Below are 16,946 nucleotides of genomic sequence, written 5' to 3' on the forward strand. Positions count from 1 at the left end.
GCCCGCCCGGCGGGAGGCTACCGGTGCCAGGAGCGCCACAGCGCCGCGTACGTGCCGCCGGCCGCGACCAGCTCGTCGTGGCTGCCCAGCTCGGAGATCCGGCCGTCCTCGGCCACCGCGATCACGTCCGCGTCATGGGCGGTGTGCAGCCGGTGCGCGATGGCCACCACCGTACGGCCCTCCAGGACCGTCGCCAGCGAGCGCTCCAGGTGCCGGGCCGCGCGCGGGTCCAGCAGCGAAGTCGCCTCGTCCAGCACCAGCGTGTGCGGATCGGCGAGCACGAGCCGCGCCAGCGCGACCTGCTGGGCCTGGGCCGGGGTGAGCGCGAGCCCGCCCGAGCCCACCGCGGTGTCCAGGCCGGACGCGAGCGCCCGCGCCCAGCCGTCGGCGTCCACCGCGCCGAGAGCGGCCCACAGCTCGCCGTCCCCGGCGTCCGTCCGGGCGAGGAGCAGGTTGTCGCGCAGCGACCCCACGAAGACGTGGTGCTCCTGATTGACGAGGGCCACGTGGCGGCGCACCCGCTCCGCCGGCATCCGTGCGAGCTCCGCGCCGCCGAGCGTCACCGCGCCCGAGCGCGGCGCGTAGATGCCGGCCAGCAGCCGGCCCAGCGTCGACTTCCCCGCGCCGGACGGCCCGACGAGCGCCACCCGGCTCCCCGGTCGGACCGCCAGGGAGACGCCGTGCAGGACGTCGTTGCCCGCCAGGTAGCCGAACCGCACCTCGTCGGCCCGCACCTCCCGGCCCTTCGGGTCCGTGCCGTCGTCCGCGTCCCCCGTCCCGATCTCGCGCACCCCCACCAGCCGGGCGAGCGACACCTGCGCGATCTGCAGCTCGTCGTACCAGCGCAGGATCAGGCCGACCGGCTCGACGAGCATCTGCGCGAACAGCGCGCCCGTCGTGAGCTGCCCCACCGACACCCAGCCCTGCAGCACGAAGACACCGCCGATGATCAGCACGGAGCCGAAGACCAGCGAGTGGGTCGCGTTGATCACCGGGAAGAGGATCGACCGCAGCCACAGCGTGTACCGCTCCCACCCGGTCCACTCGGCGATCCGCCGGTCGGACAGCGCCACGCGGCGCTCGCCCAGCCGGTGCGCCTCGACGGTCCGCCCGGCGTCCACGGTCTCGGTGAGCGACGCCGCCACGGCCGCGTACCCCGCGGCCTCCGAACGGTAGGCGGCGGGCGCCCGGCGGAAGTACCAGCGGCAGCCGATGACGAGCACCGGGACCGCGACCAGCACGCACAGCGCGAGCGGTGGCGCCGTCACCGCCAGTGCCCCCAGGAGCAGCGCCGCCCACACGAAGCCGATCGCCAGCTGGGGCACGGCCTCGCGCATGGCGTTGGCCAGCCGGTCGATGTCGGTGGTGATCCGCGACAGCAGGTCACCGGTGCCGGCCCGTTCCAGGATGCCCGGCGGCAGCCCCACCGACCGCACGAGGAAGTCCTCGCGCAGGTCCGCGAGGATCTCCTCGCCGAGCACCGACCCGCGCAGCCGCACCATGTGCACGAACACGGCCTGCACGGCCAGGGCGACGGCGAACAGCGAGAGCGTGCGCCCCAGGCGGACGTCCTCCGCCCCGGCCGCCAGCTCCTCGACCATCCCGCCCAGCAGGTAGGGACCGGTCATGGAAGCGGTGACGGCGACGGCGTTCACCGTCACCAGCAGCACGAACGCCCTCCGGTGTCTGCGGAGCAGCTCGCGCACGTAGGCCCGTACGGTCGAGGGCCCGGCGACCGGGAGCGTGGTCGCCGACTCCGGCGCCGCGGGGTCGTGCGCGGGAGGTGCCACACCGATCATGCCGACTCCTCGATCTGTTCGCTCCTGCCGGGCTCGGAGAGCTCCGGGTCCCTCGCTCCGGCCGCCGCCGGCACGGCATCCGTCTCCCGCGTGACCACGGCGCGGTACGCCGGGTCGTCGCGCAGCAGCCCGCGGTGCGTGCCCACCGCCACGGCGCGGCCCTCCCGCACGAACACCACGCGGTCCGCCCGGTCGAGCAGCAGCGGGCTGGAGGAGAACACCACCGTCGTACGGCCCTGCCGCAGCGCTCGCAACCCGTCGGCGATCCGCGCCTCCGTGTGCGAGTCGACCGCCGACGTGGGCTCGTCGAGCACCAGCACCTGCGGGTCCGTCACCAGCGACCGGGCCAGCGCCAGCCGCTGCCGCTGCCCTCCCGACAACGAGCGGCCCCGCTCGGTGATCCGCGTCCGCACCGGGTCGCCGGAGGCGTCCGGAGAGGCCTGCGCCAGAGCGGTCAGCACGTCGTCGCACTGCGCCGCGGCCAGAGCGGCTCCGGCGGTTACGGCACCCGAGCCGGGCACGTCCAGCAGCTCGGCGAGCGTCCCCGACAGCAGCACCGGGTCCTTGTCCTGGACGAGCACCGCGGTACGGGCCGCCTCCAGCGGCAGATCGTCAAGTGCGACACCGCCGAGCAGCGCCGAGGGCGCCCCCTCGGAACCGGCCGAGGCGTGCCCGCCCAGCCGGTCGGCCAGCCTGCCCGCCACGTCCGGATCGCCGCACACCACCGCGGTCAGCCGTCCCGCCGGGGCCGACAGCCCGCTCTCCGGGTCGTACAGATCCCCTGCCGGTGCGGCTGCAGGCCCTTCACCCGCATCCGGGCGGGCCGTGCGGGTCAAGGACAGCACACGGGCCGCGCGCGCCGCCGAAGGGCGGGAGAAGGAGTACGCCATGGCGATCTCCTCGAACACCCGCAGCGGGAAGAGGAGGAACGTCACCACGCCGTAGACGGTGACCAGTTCACCGACGCCGACCCGGCCGTCCTCCACCAGCCCCACCCCGTACCCGACCACCGCGATCAGCAGCAGGCCCGGCAGCAGCACCTGGACGGCCGCGATCAGCGCCCACATCCGGGCGCTGCGCACGGCTGCCCGGCGCACCTCCTGGGAGGCGCGCCGGTAGCGGTCCAGGAACAGGTCCTCGCCGCCGATGCCGCGCAGCACGCGCAGCCCGGCCACGGTGTCGGAGGCCAGCTCCGTGGCGTAACCCGCCTTCTCCCGCTGCTCGTCGGCCCGCTTCGTCGCCGGCGGCAGCAGGGGCAGCACGGCCAGGACCAGCGCCGGCACCGCGAGTGCGATCAGCGTGCCCAGGGCGGGCTGGTAGATCACGAGGGCCACGCACACGGCGAGCGTGGTGAACAGCGCGGAGGCGAAGCGCGAGAGGGCCTCCACGAACCAGCCGATCTTCTCGACGTCGCCCGTCGACACCGCCACGACCTCTCCGGCGGCGACCTGGCGGGTCAGCGTGGCACCCAACTCGGCCGTCTTGCGGGCCAGAAGCTGCTGCAGCCGGGCGGCGGCCGTGATCCAGTTGGTGATCGCCGCTCGGTGCAGCATCGTGTCGCCCAGCGCTATGAGCACGCCCAGCAGCACCATCAGCCCGCCCGCCAGCGCCAGCCGGGCTCCCGAGCGGTCCACCACGGCCTGGACGGCGATGCCGAGGGCCACCGGCAGCACGGCCACGGCGGCCATGTGCACCACGCCCCACACCAGGGCCTTGGCCTGGCCCGCCGGCTGGTTCCGTCCGAGCCAGAGCAGGAGGCGCGGTCCCGACCTCGTGTCGGGCCGGCCGGGATCGGAGTACGGAAGGTCGCGAATCTGCATGACATCCCAGGGGGTTGGGCGGGCCGGCAGGGAGCTGTGAAAGGTTCGCGCCACTGGAGTGCCGCATTCAACTGGTTTTCGCGCACTGGTGCCGAGCCAGGCCAAAAGGGGCCCTGGCGCACTGCAGTGCGAAGCGCTTCACTCCTGCCCCATGAGACGACTGTTCCTGGCAGTGTGCGCCGCGGCCGCCGGCCTGGCGCTGGGAGCGGGCCCCGCCCTGGCCGCGGGCCCGCCGACCGAGTTCGGCACCGACTGGCACGACCCGGTCACCGCCGGCCCGCCCGTCGCCACGCCGGACACCAAGTCCTGCACGGTGACGCTCGCCGACACCGAATTCCGCGACTACACGCCCTACAAGAGCACGTACCTGCCGCCCAAGGGCTGCGGCGACCGCTGGAACAAGGTCGTCCTGCGGCTCGACGGCGCCGTCGCCGGACGGCAGTACGACCGCCTCGGCTACCTGCAGGTCGGCAGGGTGGAAGTCCTGCGCACCTCCACCCCGGAGCCCTCGCCCGAAGGCATCACCTGGCACGTGGAGAAGGACGTCACCCGCTACTCGGCCACCTTCCGGGAGCGGCAGCCCGTCGAGATGCTCATCGGCAACCTGGTGAACGAGACCTACACCGGCGTCATCAAGGTCAAGGCGACCCTGACCTTCTACGCCGCCGAGGGACGGGCCCGGCCGGCACAGACGCCGGACAAAGTCCTCACTCTCGACAGCGCGCACAACGTCGGTACGTCCTACGAAGGCATGCTGACCACGCCGCGCAACAGTGAGCGGATCGTGGCAGAGGTGTACGCGACGGGCTCGGGCGGTGGCTGCGAGGAGTTCTGGTACCTGACGGTGCCGGACGCGGCGCCGTACTCGTGCAAGGCCAAGGACGGCCCGTACCGCGAGGTCCAGGTGTCCGTGGACGGCAAACTCGCCGGCATCGCCGCGCCCTTCCCCACGGTATGGACGGGCGGTTGGTCCAACCCCTTCCTGTGGTACGTCATCCCCGGGCCGCGCGCCTTCGACGTGCGGCCCCTGGAGTACGACCTGACGCCCTTCGCCGGGCAGCTCAACGACGGCAAGCCGCACCGGATCGCGATCTCGGTGACCGGAGTGCCCGAGGGCCAGAGCGGCTGGAGCACCCCCACGAACGTCCTGGTGTGGCAGGACGCCGAGGCGAGCAGCGTCACCGGAGCGCTCACCGCGCACACGACCGGCGCGCCCGCGAACAAGGCCGCTTACGAGCCCGGCACCGAGCACACGCTGAAGGCCGACGGCGGGCACTTGCTGACGGTCGCGGGCTACGTCGACACCTCGCACGGGAGGGTGGCGACCACGGTGACCCGCAAGGTCGCCGCCGCCTCCACCCACCGCTGGACCGACGGCGAGTCGAAGGACGGGCTCAGGGCCCGCTGGACGGACGACGAGAACGTCACCGTGTCCGGCCGGGGACCCGCCGTCACGACCAGCGCCCATCGCGTCTACAGCATGGACGGCGAGATCTCCATCGGCTCCGGTGACCGGCTGCGCACCGTGATGACCATGGGCGACCGTTCCGACAGCGTCACGCTCCGCGCAGGGAAGAGGATCGACTGGTCGCGGCTCGACGACACCTACACGGGTGACGCCGCGTACAACCAGAACGTCCCCCGTGAGCAGCGGCACGCGACCGGTGTCTCGCGCGAGCGCTACCGCCTCCTCGGGCCCGGCGCCTGCTATGACCGGACCCTGGCCACCGAACAGGGCGAACTGACGGAGGACAGCCGCTCCTGCTGATGGCCCTGACCGTCCTGCCGGGCGGGCGCGAGGCGCTCCCACGGGGCTGCGCCCGCCCGGTCCGTGCGTCAGTGCGAGGGGCCCGGGCCGGCCATCAGCTCGTCCAGGAGGCTTCCCAGCTGATCGCGCTGCGCGGCGGAGAGGGGCGCCAGGACGTCCTCCACGGCGGCGCGGCGGGCCTCCCTGAGCGTCCGCAGGACCCTGCGGCCCTCGTCGGTCAGCTCGATCCGGATGACCCGGCGGTTGGAGGGATCGGGCACCCGGCGCACCGAGCCGCCGGTCTCCAGGGCGTCGACGAGAGTGGTGACGGCCCGCGGCACGACCTCCAGGCGCTGGGCCAGGTCGGCCATCCGGGGCGGGTGGTCGCAGTGCGCGACGGTGCGCAGCAGCCGGGACTGGGCAGGCGTGATCCCGACCGGGTCCAGATAGCGCTTCTGGGCCCGGTGGAGCCTGCGGGTGAGCCGCAGAAGCTGCTCGGCGAGCTGTCCGGACGGGTCGGGGGCGGTCATGATCGCAAGGTTACCAGGGCAATATTCATTGTGAGCTTAGGTAACAGTGAGCTAAGCTCGGAAACCGTCCCTGTCGTCTCCGAAATCCAGGAGCCCATGCACCACGACGAACAGCACTGGACCCCACCGCCCGCCGACCCCGAGCAGCCCGCCCAGGTCCGGCGCATCCTCCGGCTCTTCCGCCCCTACCGCGGCCGGCTCGCCCTCGTCGGCCTCCTCGTCGCCGCCTCCTCGCTCGTCTCCGTCGCCTCGCCGTTCATGCTGCGCGAGATCCTCGACACCGCGCTCCCCCAGGGGCGCACGGGACTGCTGACCCTCCTCGCGCTCGGCATGATCGTCTCCGCGGTCGTCAACAGCGTCTTCGGCGTCCTGCAGACCCTGCTCTCCACGACGGTCGGCCAGCGCGTCATGCACGACCTGCGCGCCGCCGTCTACGACCGCCTCCAGCGCATGCCGCTCGCGTTCTTCACCCGGACCCGCACCGGGGAGGTGCAGTCCCGCATCGCCAACGACATCGGCGGCATGCAGGCCACCGTCACCTCCACGGCCACCTCGCTCGTCTCCAACCTCACCAGCGTCATCGCCACGGTGGTCGCGATGCTGGCCCTCGACTGGCGGCTGACCGTCGTCTCGCTGCTCCTGCTGCCGGTGTTCGTCGCGATCAGCCGCCGTGTGGGCCGCGAGCGCAAGAGGATCACCTCGCAGCGGCAGAAGCAGATGGCCGTCATGGCCGCGATGGTCACCGAGTCGCTCTCCGTCAGCGGCATCCTCCTCGGCCGCACGATGGGCCGTTCCGACTCCCTGACCCAGGCCTTCAGCAAGGAGTCCGAGCGGCTCGTCGGCCTCGAAGTGCGGGCGAACATGGCCGGGCGCTGGCGCATGTCGACCATCGGCGTCGTCATGGCCGCCATGCCCGCCGTCATCTACTGGGCCGCGGGCGTCGCCCTGCAGACGGGCGGCCCGGGCATCTCCACCGGCACGCTGGTGGCCTTCGTCTCCCTGCAGCAGGGCATGTTCCGGCCCGCCGTCAGCCTGCTGTCCACGGGCGTGCAGATGCAGACCTCCATGGCGCTCTTCCAGCGCATCTTCGAATACCTCGACCTGCCGGTGGACATCGCCGAGCCGGAGAAGCCGGTCCGGCTGGAGAAGGTGCGGGGCGAAGTGCGCTTCGAGGAGGTGGCCTTCGCCTACGACGCACCGGGCTCGCGCGAGCCCGCGGCCCCCACGCTCAGCGGGATCGACCTGACCGTGCCGGCGGGCGGCAGCCTCGCCGTCGTCGGGCCGACCGGCTCCGGCAAGAGCACCCTCAGCTACCTCGTCCCCAGGCTCTACGACGTCACCGGCGGCCGCGTCCTGATCGACGGCGTCGACGTCCGCGACCTCGACTTCGACACCCTCGCCAGGGCGGTCGGAGTGGTCTCCCAGGAGACCTACCTCTTCCACGCCTCCGTCGCCGACAACCTCCGCTTCGCCAAACCCGACGCGACGGACGAGGAAATCAGGTCGGCGGCCCGCGCCGCACAGATCCACGACCACATCGACACCCTCCCCGACGGATACGACACCCTCGTCGGCGAGCGGGGCTACCGCTTCTCCGGCGGCGAGAAACAGCGCCTGGCCATCGCCCGCACCATCCTGCGCGACCCTCCCGTCCTCATCCTCGACGAGGCCACCAGCGCCCTGGACACCCGCACCGAACACGCCGTCCAGCAAGCCATCGACACCCTCTCCGCCGGCCGGACCACCATCACCATCGCCCACCGCCTCTCCACCGTCCGCAACGCCGATGAGATCGTCGTCCTCGACGGAGGGCGGGTCACCGAGCGCGGCACCCACGAGGAACTCCTCGCGGGGGACGGGCACTACGCCGCGCTCGTGCGCCGGGACGAAGGGCGCGTGACGGCCGGCGCGTGATGTCGGCGCGTGAAACCCGGTCCATGAAGAGGTTCGTACGGGTGTGCGGGGTCGTCGCCGGGGGGATCCAAGGGATCATGACGCAATCCGAGCCACTGTCCGGGCCCGCCGACGGCGGCATGACCACCCGCGGGACCGGCCGTGAACGAGCCCCGTACGCCTCCCCACCCCCGCCCCGTTCTTCCCTGCGCCAGCTCGCCGCGGCGTCCGTCGGCAACGCCGCGGAGTGGTACGACTGGTACGCCTACTCCTTCCTGGCGGTCTACTTCGCCGACCAGGTCTTCCCCAAGGGCTCCGGCGACTCCCTCGTGCCGCTGCTCTCGGCCTTCGCCGTCTTCGCGGTCGGCTTCTTCATGCGCCCCGTCGGCGGCCTGCTCATGGGGGCGGTCGCCGACCGGCGCGGCAGGCGGGCGGCCCTCACCGTCACCATCCTGCTGATGGGCGCCGGAAGCCTGCTCCTCGCCGTCACCCCCACCTACGCCGCCACGGGCATCCTCGCTCCGGTGGTCCTCGTGGTCGCCCGGCTGGTCCAAGGGCTCTCGGTCGGAGGGGAGTTCGCCGCATCCACGACGTTTCTCGTGGAATCCGCGGGCCCGGGACGCAGAGGGCTGTTCTCCAGCTTCCAGTACGTGTCCACCACCATCGGCCAGCTACTCGCCTCGGGCACGGCCGCCCTGCTCGCCCACCTCCTCACCGAAGGCCAGATGGGGGACTGGGGCTGGCGCGTGCCGTTCCTCCTCGGCGCGCTCATCAGCCTGGCAGGCTTCTGGATCCGGCAGGGTGCGCAAGAGACGCACGACGTGCCCGGCAAGGCGTCCGAGCGCCCGGCCGTCTTCGAGGCGCTGCGCCGCCACCCGCGGCAGTCCCTGCTGATCTGCGGCATCACCGCCGGCGGCACGCTGGCCTACTACACCTGGACCACTTACCTGCCGACCTACGCCCAGATGAACGCCGGCATCAGCAAGGGCGATGCGCTCGCGGCCGGAACGATCTCGCTGGCCTTCTTCGCCGCGCTGCAGCCCCTCGGCGGACTGCTGTCGGACCGCGTGGGCCGCAAGCCCTTGCTGATCGGCTTCGCAGCGGGGTTCGCCGTCCTGGCCGTCCCCCTGCTGCGCGCGATCGGCAGCTCCTTCGCGTCGCTGCTGCTCGTGCAGTGCGCGGGCATGGTGCTGCTCACCGGCTACACCTCGATCGCCGCTGCCGTGAACGCCGAGGTCTTCCCCGCGCGGGTGCGGGCCGCGGGGATCGGCTTTCCCTACTCGCTGACCGTGGCACTCTTCGGAGGCACCGCGCCCTACCTCGGCACCTGGTTCAAGGACGCGGGCCACCCGGGGGCGTTCCCCTGGTACGTCGCCGGGCTCTGCGTCGTGTCCGCGTGCGTCTACGTGATCCTCCCGGAGACCGCGAAGCGGCCGCTCGACCGGACCGGTTAGCCCGTCGGCTTCCGCTCCTCCCCGGGTTCGGAGACCGTCGCCGCCGTGCCGTCCGGTGCGGCGAACTCGGCGCGGACGGCGTCCGTGTGCTCCCCCAGCGCCGGCACCGCCCGCATCGCGGCCTCCCGGCCCCGCACCTCGACCGGCGGGAGCAGCCCGCGCAGCGGACCGGCGGGGGAGCCGAACTCGCGCCAGCGGTCACGCGCCGCGAGCTGCGGATGGGCCGTGAAACCGGCCACCGTCCGCAGCCGGGCGTTCGCGATCCCCGCCCCGTCGAGCAGGGCGGCCACCCCGTCCGCCGTGTGCGGGGCGAACCGCTCCTCGATGACGGCGGTGAGTTCGTCGTCGTGCGACCGGCGCAGCGGGTTGTCCGCGAAGCGGGGGTCGCGGACCAGGTCGGGCCGCCGCAGCACCTGTTCGCACAGGGCCGTCCACTCCCGGTCGTTCTGCACGCTCAGGAACACCTGCTCGCCGTCGCCGCAGCGGTAGTGCCCGTACGGGGAGATGGACGGGTGGCGTGCCCCGCTGCGGGTGAGCGGAGCGCCGCCGTAGGCCTCCGCGAAGTACGGCTGCCCCATCCACTCCGCGAGCGCGTCGAAGAGCGAGATCGACAGGGCCGTGCCCTCGCCGGTGCGCTCCCGTTCGTAGAGGGCGGTGAGGATGCCGGTGTAGGCGTACATGCCACCCGCGATGTCGGCTATGGAGATCCCGGGGCGGGCCGGGGCGCCGGCGTCCCCGGTGAGCGAGACCAGCCCGGTCTCGCACTGCACCAGCAGGTCGTAGGCCTTCTTGTCGCGGTACGGACCCTCTGCGCCGTATCCCGAGACGTCGCAGGTGATCAGGCGGGGGTGCCGGGCGCGCAGCACGTCGCTCCCGAGGCCCAGCCGTCCTGCCGCCCCGGGGGCCAGGTTCTGGACGAACACGTCGGCGCGGGCCAGGAGCCGGTCGAGCAGGGCGCGGTCCTCCCCGGCCTTGAGGTCGAGGGCGACGCTCTCCTTCCCGCGGTTGACCCAGACGAAATAGGCGGAGAGCCCCTTGGTCCTGCGGTCGTAGTCACGGGCGAAGTCCCCGCGCTCCGGCCTCTCGACCTTGATCACGCGCGCGCCGAGGTCGGCGAGCTGGCGGGTCGCGAACGGGGCGGCCACGGCCTGTTCGAGGGCGACGACCGTGACGTCGTGCAGGGGCAGCTTCAACTCGACTCCTCCCACCGGGCAGTTCATATGACAGGGGTTGTGGACAGCCCGCCGCACCGGCGATCGCACCGGGCATAGTGTCGCGCCCATGGAAAACTGCTCACAGCTCGCGAGGGTCGCCCGTCACGAGGATCACTTCCAGGGTGCGCGGCCCGTGCACGCCCTCGACCCGCTCCAGCTCGATGTCGCTCGTCGCCGACGGTCCCGAGATCCAGGTCAGGGGCCGTGCCGGGGACAGCCGCCGGACGGCCTGCGGGACGGAGTCCACGACCTGGTCGCCGGTCCGCACCACGCAGATGTGGTGGTCCGGCACGAGCGTGAGGCGGCGGCTCCCCTGGTCCGGCCCCGCGTCGAGCACGACCGTCCCGGTCTCGGCGATCGCCAGCGCGCAGCCGGTCACGACGCTGTCGGCGGAGTCGAGGTCATGTGCCGTCAGATCAGGGGAGTCGACGACGAGTTCGGCAGGCTCTCCGGCGAGCCAGCCGGCCGGAAGCCCCTCCGGCACGGCCACCCGGCGGGCGCCGCGTTCGCGGAGCAGACGGGCGAGGAGCGCGGGAAGTCCCGGCGCGTCCGTGCGGTGGACGAGGGCGCGGTAGTCCGCCAGGTTCTCCGCGAGGAGGCCGACGGTCGCGTCGTGCGAGCGCTCGCCGTGCTGGTCCGCGTAGTCGCGCGGCACGGGGTGATCGGCCGGCTGCTCCGCCGCCGGCACGTCGCAAAGCGCCCGCCTAACCCGGCCGAGGATCCGTTCCCTGCCGGAATCGCCGGTCAAGAGGTGCCTCCTGTACGGCCGGTGCCGCCTCGGGTGCGGGCCCACCAGTCGCGGAACGACTCGGGCGGGATGTCCGGCAGGTCGCGGGTGTCCGACCAGGCGCGGCCCGGACCGGGGAGCCGCCGGGGATGGAGGCCGCGGGTGCGGGCCAGCAGCCGCTGGCCGCGGCGCAGCGCGCGGGGGTGGTCGAACGCCCAGCCCGCGGCCCGCATCACGGCGCGCTCGGCGCCGTGCCGCTTCGCGGGCCTGATGACGGTGCGAGTGCCCCGGACCGTCACCGGTCCTCCTTCGGCGACCCGCTCCCGCAGGTGGACCAGGATTTCGGGGATGTCGATGGCCACCGGGCACGCCTCGAAGCAGGCGCCGCACAGAGAGGAGGCGAACGGCAGCGACTCCTCCAGGGGCGAGGCGAGGCCGCGGAGCTGGGGCGTGAGCACGGCCCCGATCGGCCCCGGGTACGGCGAGCCGTACGCATGGCCCCCGGCCCGCTCGTACACGGGGCAGACGTTCAGGCAGGCCGAGCAGCGGATGCAGCGCAGTGCCCGGCGGCCGATCGTGTCGGCAAGGGTGTCGGTGCGGCCGTTGTCGAGGAGGACCAGGTGGAAGGCGCGCGGGCCGTCGCCGTCGGTGGTGCCCGTCCACATCGAGGTGTACGGGTTCATGCGCTCCGCCGTCGACGAGCGCGGCAGCAGCTGCAGGAAGATCTCCAGGTCGCGCCAGGTGGGCACGACCTTCTCGATGCCGACCACCGAGATCAGGGTCTCCGGAAGGGTGAGACACATACGCCCGTTGCCCTCGGACTCGACCACCACGAGCGTGCCGGTCTCCGCCACCGCGAAGTTGGCCCCCGAAACGGCCACCTTCGCCCGGAGGAACTTCTCGCGCAGGTGCCGCCTCGCCGCCTCGGCGAGATCGGCGGGAGTGTCGGTGAGCCCTTCGGGCGCCGGGAGGCCCCAGTCCGCCATACGGCTGCGGAAGATGTCGCGGATCTCCGACCGGTTGCGGTGGATGGCGGGCACCAGGATGTGCGAGGGCAGGTCGTCGCCCAGCTGCACGATGAGCTCGGCGAGATCGGTCTCGTACGCCCGGATACCGGCCGCCGCGAGGGCTCCGTTGAGACCGGTCTCCTGGGTGGCCATCGACTTGACCTTGACCACCTCGCGCTCGCCGGTGGCCAGCACCAGATCGGTGACGATCCGGTTGGCCTCGGCGGCGTCGGCCGCCCAGTGGACGGTGCCGCCGGCCCGGGTCACGGACTCCTCGAGCTGGACGAGGTAGTGGTCGAGGTGGCGCAGGGTCCGGTCCTTGACCGCGGCTCCGGCGGCGCGCAGCCGCGCCCAGTCGTCCAGTGCCGCGACGGCGCGGTCGCGCTTGGCGCGGATGGTGCGGGTGGCGCGGCGGAGGTTGGCGCGGAGCCGCCCGTCACGCGTCGAGGTCTCGGCGGCGCGCGGGAAGGACGGCATCCCCAGGTAGGTGCCGGTCACCGGGCGCCTCCCCCGCGGGCCGTGCCGTGCGGACGCACCGGGTCGTCCTTGGTCCGGGCCAGGATTTCGGCGATGTGCACGGGGCGGACCGGCGAGCCCTCACGGGCGAGGATCCCGCCGAGGTGCATGAGGCAGGAGTTGTCGACGGTGCACACGGCGCGGGCGCCGGTCGCGGTGACGGCCCGGGCCTTGTCGGCGCCCATGGCGGCGGAGACGGCCGGGTTCTTGACGGCGAAGGTGCCGCCGAAGCCGCAGCACTCCTCGGCTCCCGGCAGCTCCCGCAGCTCCAGGCCCTCGACGTGCTCCAGGAGCCGGCGCGGCCGGTCGCCGAGGCCGAGCACCCGCAGTCCGTGACAGGTGGGGTGGTAGGTGACGGTGTGCGGATAGCAGGCGCCCACGTCGGTCACTCCGAGGACGTCGACCAGGAACTCCGTCAGCTCGTAGGTCCTGGCCGCGGCCTCGGTCACGGCCTCGGGGACCGCTCCGCCCCGGCCCTCGGCGGCGGCTTTCGCCGCGATCCGCGGGTAGTTGTCGCGGACCATGGCCGCGCAGGAACCGGAAGGGGTGACGATGTAGTCGTGGTCGCGGAAGGCGGCGGCGTAGCGGTGCAGCAGGGGTTCGGTCCGGTGCCGGTAGCCGGTGTTGAACAGGGGCTGACCGCAGCAGCTCTGCTCCGCGGGGAAGTCCACCGGGACGCCGAGCCGTTCGAGGAGGGTGACGACGGCCCGGCCGGTGTGCGGGTAGAGGGTGTCGTTGACGCAGGTCACGAACAGCCCGACGCGCATGACCCCTCCTCGCTCGCCGGGCGGCGGCCGTCACCGCACGGCGGATCCCGTCACCGGCGTTCCCGCGGTGATCATCCGGAGGGCCTCATACTGCCGCAGGGACCAGCGGCTGTGAAGAACCGAGCAGTGCGCGGATCTCCCGTACGGCCGCACGGCCCGCCCGGTTGGCCCCGATGGTGCTCGCCGACGGCCCGTAGCCGACGAGGTGGACGCGGGGGTCGCGCGCCGCGCGGGTGCCCTCCAGGCGGATGCCGCCGCCGGGCTCGCGCAGTCTCAGCGGGGCGAGGTGGTCCACGACGGCCCGGAAGCCGGTGGCCCAGAGGATGACGTCGGCGTCGACGGAGCTGCCGTCGGCCCACGCCACACCGGTGGGGGTCACGCGGTCGAACACGGGCCGCGGGACCAGCACGCCGGCCGCCCGTGCCCGCTCCATGGCCTCCGTCATCGGCAGCCCGGTCACCGAGACGACGCTCTGCGGCGGCAGCCCCTGGCGCACCCTCTCCTCGACGCGGGCGACCGCGGCGCGGCCCCACTCCTCGTCGAAGGGGCCCTCGCGGAAGACCGGCGGTCTGCGCGTGACCCACGTCGTCGCGGCGGCCACCTCGGCGATCTCCAGCAGGTGCTGCACCGCGGAGGTGCCGCCGCCGACCACCACCACGCGCTGCCCGGCGAACGCCTGGGGGCCGGGATAGCGCGCGGTGTGCAGCTGACGGCCGCGGAAGGCTGCTTGGCCGGGGTAGCGGGGCCAGAAGGGCCGGTCCCAGGTGCCGGTCGCGTTGATCAGGGCCCGCGCCGACCACGGGCCCTCGGAGCTCTCGACGATGAGCCGCCCGTCCTGCCCCTCGCGCACCGCGCGCACGCCGACGGGCCGGTGCACGCGCAGGTCGAAGGCGCGCTCGTAGTCGGCGAAGTAGCCGCCGATCACGGCCGACGACGGCCGGGAGTCGTCCGCACCGGTCAGCTCCATGCCGGGCAGGGCGTGCATGCCGTGCACCTTGCCGTAGGTGAGTGTCGGCCAGCGGAACTGCCAGGCGCCGCCCGGGCGCGGGGAGCGGTCCAGGACGACGAAGTCCCGGTCCGGCTCGTACCCCGCGCGGCGCAGGTGGTAGGCGGCGGACAGTCCCGCCTGCCCGGCGCCGATCACCACGACCTCGGTTTCACGCACCCCAGGATTGTTCATGGTTCTACTAACCCGGGGGAGGGGAGATCTCTTCCCGCGTACGAAAATGGAGCCATGGCAGACACCCATGGCTCCTTCCGCACCCACGTCCTCGACATCGCCACCGGTTCCGCGGAGACGGTGTACGACCTCACGCACGACTGCGAGGCGTTCCTGCGCGAGGCGGCCGCCGGCCGCGACGGGCTGCTCAACGTCTTCGTCCCGCACGCAACGGCCGGCGTGGCCGTCCTGGAGACCGGCTCCGGCAGCGACGAGGACCTGCTGGCCGCCCTCCACGACCTGCTCCCGGCGGACGACCGCTGGCGGCACCGCCACGGCAGCCGCGGCCACGGGCGCGACCACGTGCTGCCCGCCCTCGTGCCCCCGCACGCGACCCTGCCGGTCATCGGCGGGCGGCTGGAGCTGGGCACCTGGCAGTCGGTGTGCCTGGTCGACACCAACAGGGACAACCCCGACCGCCAGGTGCGGCTGACGTTCCTCGGCTGAGCCGGCGGGCCCGCCGTGGTCCGCCGTGGTCCGCCGGGGCCGGGTCCGTCAGTCCTTCTGCGCCGACTCCGGCAGCTGGCGGAGCTTCACGCTGGTCTTGCTCCGGTAGGCCCAGTCCAGCATCTTCACGGCGTCCGGGTAGCGGTCGGCGCCGTCGTTGAGGATGACGCCGACCACCGTCCGGCCGTTCCGCTCGGCGGCGAAGACCAGGCAGGCACCGGCGGCCGTGCCGGTGCCGGTCTTGATGCCGATGGCGCCCTTGTACGACCCGAGCAGCTTGTTGGTGTTGTCCCAGTAGTAGGTGCGGTTGACATTCGCCGCCTTCTGGCGGGTCGCCTGCGCCTTGACCACCGTCCGGAACGTGCTGTTGCCCAGTGCGTGCCGGGCCAGCTGCGCCGAGTCGCGCGGGGACGTGTAGTTGTTCCCGGCCCGGGATATGCCGTCGAAGGAGTCGTACTTGGTGTTCTTCAGGCCCAGGCCGGCGGCCTTCTTGTTCATCTTGGCGATGAACGACGCCGTCCGCGCCGCCTCGGTGCCGCCGCTGCCGAAGGTGTCCGCGAGCGCGTACGCGGCGTCGCAGCCCGAGGGCAGCATCAGGCCGTACAGCAGCTGCCGCACGGTCAGCTTGTCGCCCGTGCGCAGATCGGCCGTGCTCGCGCCCTGGCGGGCCACGTAGTCGCGGTACGACTGCTTGATGGTGACCTTCTTGTCGAGGTCCACGCCCTTGGTGTCCAGGACGGTCACCGCGGTCATCACCTTGGTGGTGCTGGCCATCTGCCGCCTGGTGTCGGCGTCCTTGCCCCACAGCCCGCTGTTCTTGCCGCTGTCGAGCAGGAACGCGCCCTTGGCGCTGACCGACGGGCCGCTCGCGGCCTCGGCGGTGGTCGCCGGGAGCACGACGGCGACCGCTGCGGTCGATGCGACCGCGGCCGCGCCCCAGCGGCGGACCTGTCTTCCGGATCGCTCCATGTATGCCTCTGTTCCTCGCGTGTTGAGCCGGGCGATGCGACTCGCCCGTATTGCCGAGCGAGCCGATAATCGCACCGGTTCCTTGACGGCGAGAACCTGGGGGCGCCTCAGTTTCCTTCGGTGACCCACTCGTAGGCCCGCCGGGCGTCGAATTCCTTCTGGCCGCCCGGGAAAAGCAGCCCCGCCGACGCGAAAGCGGGATCGCCGGCGGTCCCCGGCACGTAGGGCACCGCCACGCACTCCATCCCCGCCCGCCGGGCCGCCTCGGCGCCGGGCGGGGCGTCCTCGACCACCACGCAGTCGCCCGGCGCCGCCCCGAGCCGCCGTGCGGCCTCCAGGAACACGTCCGGTTCGGGCTTGCCGTGCTCGACCTCCTCGGCCGAGACCAGCGTGGTCAGCAGCCCGCCGAGCCCCGTACGGGCCAGCACCGCCTCGATCGCCGTCCGCGAGGAGCCCGACGCCACCGCGAGCGGTACGCCCGCCCCGTGGAGCAGGTCCACGAAGCGGCGCATCTCCGGGAACACCTCCGTGTGCGCCCCGGCCAGCTCCAGATAGGCGCTGTTCTTGGCGGCGAGGAGCTCGTCGACCGGCGCTTCGATGCCGTACTCGCGGCGGAGGACCTCCAGCGTCTCCCGGGTGCCGATCCCGATGAAGCGGGTGTGCTCCTCCCAGCTGAATCCGGGCACGCCGTATTGCTCCAGCACCCGGCGACCCGCTTCGTAGTAATTCGGTTCGCTGTCCACGAGCGTTCCGTCGAGATCGAAAATGACCGCAGGGCTCCGGGAATGGCGCGAAAAGCTCATGCGGACCAGCATGCTGCAGACGGCCCGGCAGCCC

Annotated in this window: 14 protein-coding genes; 4 read left to right on the top strand and 10 right to left on the bottom strand. The window is 72.9% G+C overall.

Annotation, left to right across the window (positions count from 1 at the left end; all coding sequences use genetic code 11):
• Nucleotides 1-17 precede the first annotated feature (17 nt).
• A complete protein-coding gene (locus ACOTKD_RS23505; protein ID WP_424890980.1) occupies nt 18-1,799 on the bottom strand; it encodes an ABC transporter ATP-binding protein in 1,782 nt (593 codons plus the stop codon).
• A complete protein-coding gene (locus ACOTKD_RS23510; RefSeq protein WP_424890981.1) occupies nt 1,796-3,619 on the bottom strand; it encodes an ABC transporter transmembrane domain-containing protein in 1,824 nt (607 codons plus the stop codon). The genes ACOTKD_RS23505 and ACOTKD_RS23510 overlap by 4 nt, the downstream gene beginning before the upstream one ends.
• A 151-nt stretch (nt 3,620-3,770) precedes the next feature.
• Between ACOTKD_RS23510 and ACOTKD_RS23515 the strand changes: the two genes are divergently transcribed.
• Nucleotides 3,771-5,387: a peptide-N4-asparagine amidase gene (locus ACOTKD_RS23515; protein ID WP_424890982.1), complete on the top strand. Its 1,617-nt coding sequence runs from the start codon at nt 3,771-3,773 to the stop codon at nt 5,385-5,387.
• Nucleotides 5,388-5,455: 68 nt separating this feature from the next.
• On the opposite strand, the gene ACOTKD_RS23520 is transcribed toward ACOTKD_RS23515, so the two are convergent.
• On the bottom strand, nt 5,456-5,896 hold the full coding sequence (locus ACOTKD_RS23520) for a MarR family winged helix-turn-helix transcriptional regulator (protein ID WP_424890983.1): 441 nt from the start codon (nt 5,894-5,896) through the stop codon (nt 5,456-5,458).
• A gap of 96 nt (nt 5,897-5,992) precedes the next feature.
• Here ACOTKD_RS23520 and ACOTKD_RS23525 point away from each other — a divergent pair, with 96 nt between their 5' ends.
• Together ACOTKD_RS23525 and ACOTKD_RS23530 are read left to right on the top strand one after the other, a co-directional pair.
• Nucleotides 5,993-7,810: an ABC transporter ATP-binding protein gene (locus ACOTKD_RS23525; protein ID WP_424890984.1), complete on the top strand. Its 1,818-nt coding sequence runs from the start codon at nt 5,993-5,995 to the stop codon at nt 7,808-7,810.
• Between the two features lie 119 nt (nt 7,811-7,929).
• The gene (locus tag ACOTKD_RS23530) at nt 7,930-9,243 is read left to right on the top strand and encodes an MFS transporter (RefSeq protein ID WP_424891069.1); all 1,314 of its coding nucleotides are present in this window, start codon (nt 7,930-7,932) and stop codon (nt 9,241-9,243) included.
• Here ACOTKD_RS23530 and ACOTKD_RS23535 read toward each other — a convergent pair.
• The 5 genes from ACOTKD_RS23535 to ACOTKD_RS23555 form a co-directional block, all read right to left on the bottom strand.
• A complete protein-coding gene (locus ACOTKD_RS23535) occupies nt 9,240-10,436 on the bottom strand; it encodes a CaiB/BaiF CoA transferase family protein (protein WP_424890985.1) in 1,197 nt (398 codons plus the stop codon). The genes ACOTKD_RS23530 and ACOTKD_RS23535 overlap by 4 nt on opposite strands.
• A 100-nt stretch (nt 10,437-10,536) precedes the next feature.
• Nucleotides 10,537-11,205, bottom strand: a complete 669-nt coding sequence (locus ACOTKD_RS23540) for a LutC/YkgG family protein (RefSeq protein WP_424890986.1) — start codon at nt 11,203-11,205, stop codon at nt 10,537-10,539.
• The gene (locus ACOTKD_RS23545) at nt 11,202-12,689 is read right to left on the bottom strand and encodes a lactate utilization protein B (RefSeq protein WP_424890987.1); all 1,488 of its coding nucleotides are present in this window, start codon (nt 12,687-12,689) and stop codon (nt 11,202-11,204) included. Before ACOTKD_RS23545 ends, ACOTKD_RS23540 begins: the two co-directional genes overlap by 4 nt.
• Nucleotides 12,686-13,474, bottom strand: a complete 789-nt coding sequence (locus tag ACOTKD_RS23550) for a (Fe-S)-binding protein (protein ID WP_424890988.1) — start codon at nt 13,472-13,474, stop codon at nt 12,686-12,688. The genes ACOTKD_RS23545 and ACOTKD_RS23550 overlap by 4 nt, the downstream gene beginning before the upstream one ends.
• 85 nt (nt 13,475-13,559) lie before the next feature.
• On the bottom strand, nt 13,560-14,654 hold the full coding sequence (locus ACOTKD_RS23555; RefSeq protein WP_424890989.1) for an FAD-dependent oxidoreductase: 1,095 nt from the start codon (nt 14,652-14,654) through the stop codon (nt 13,560-13,562).
• A 54-nt stretch (nt 14,655-14,708) separates the two neighbouring features.
• Between ACOTKD_RS23555 and ACOTKD_RS23560 the strand changes: the two genes are divergently transcribed.
• Nucleotides 14,709-15,140: a YjbQ family protein gene (locus ACOTKD_RS23560; protein ID WP_424890990.1), complete on the top strand. Its 432-nt coding sequence runs from the start codon at nt 14,709-14,711 to the stop codon at nt 15,138-15,140.
• Between the two features lie 48 nt (nt 15,141-15,188).
• Here the strand turns inward: ACOTKD_RS23560 and ACOTKD_RS23565 are convergent, their stop codons facing one another.
• Nucleotides 15,189-16,109, bottom strand: coding sequence for a D-alanyl-D-alanine carboxypeptidase family protein (locus ACOTKD_RS23565; protein ID WP_424890991.1), 921 nt, complete (start codon nt 16,107-16,109; stop codon nt 15,189-15,191).
• Nucleotides 16,110-16,216: 107 nt separating this feature from the next.
• The gene (locus ACOTKD_RS23570; protein WP_424890992.1) at nt 16,217-16,924 is read right to left on the bottom strand and encodes an HAD family hydrolase; all 708 of its coding nucleotides are present in this window, start codon (nt 16,922-16,924) and stop codon (nt 16,217-16,219) included.
• Between the last annotated feature and the right edge of the window lie 22 nt (nt 16,925-16,946).

The organism is Streptomyces sp. XH2 (genome assembly GCF_049725035.1).
Classification (GTDB): Bacteria; Actinomycetota; Actinomycetes; order Streptomycetales; family Streptomycetaceae; genus Streptomyces; species Streptomyces roseoverticillatus.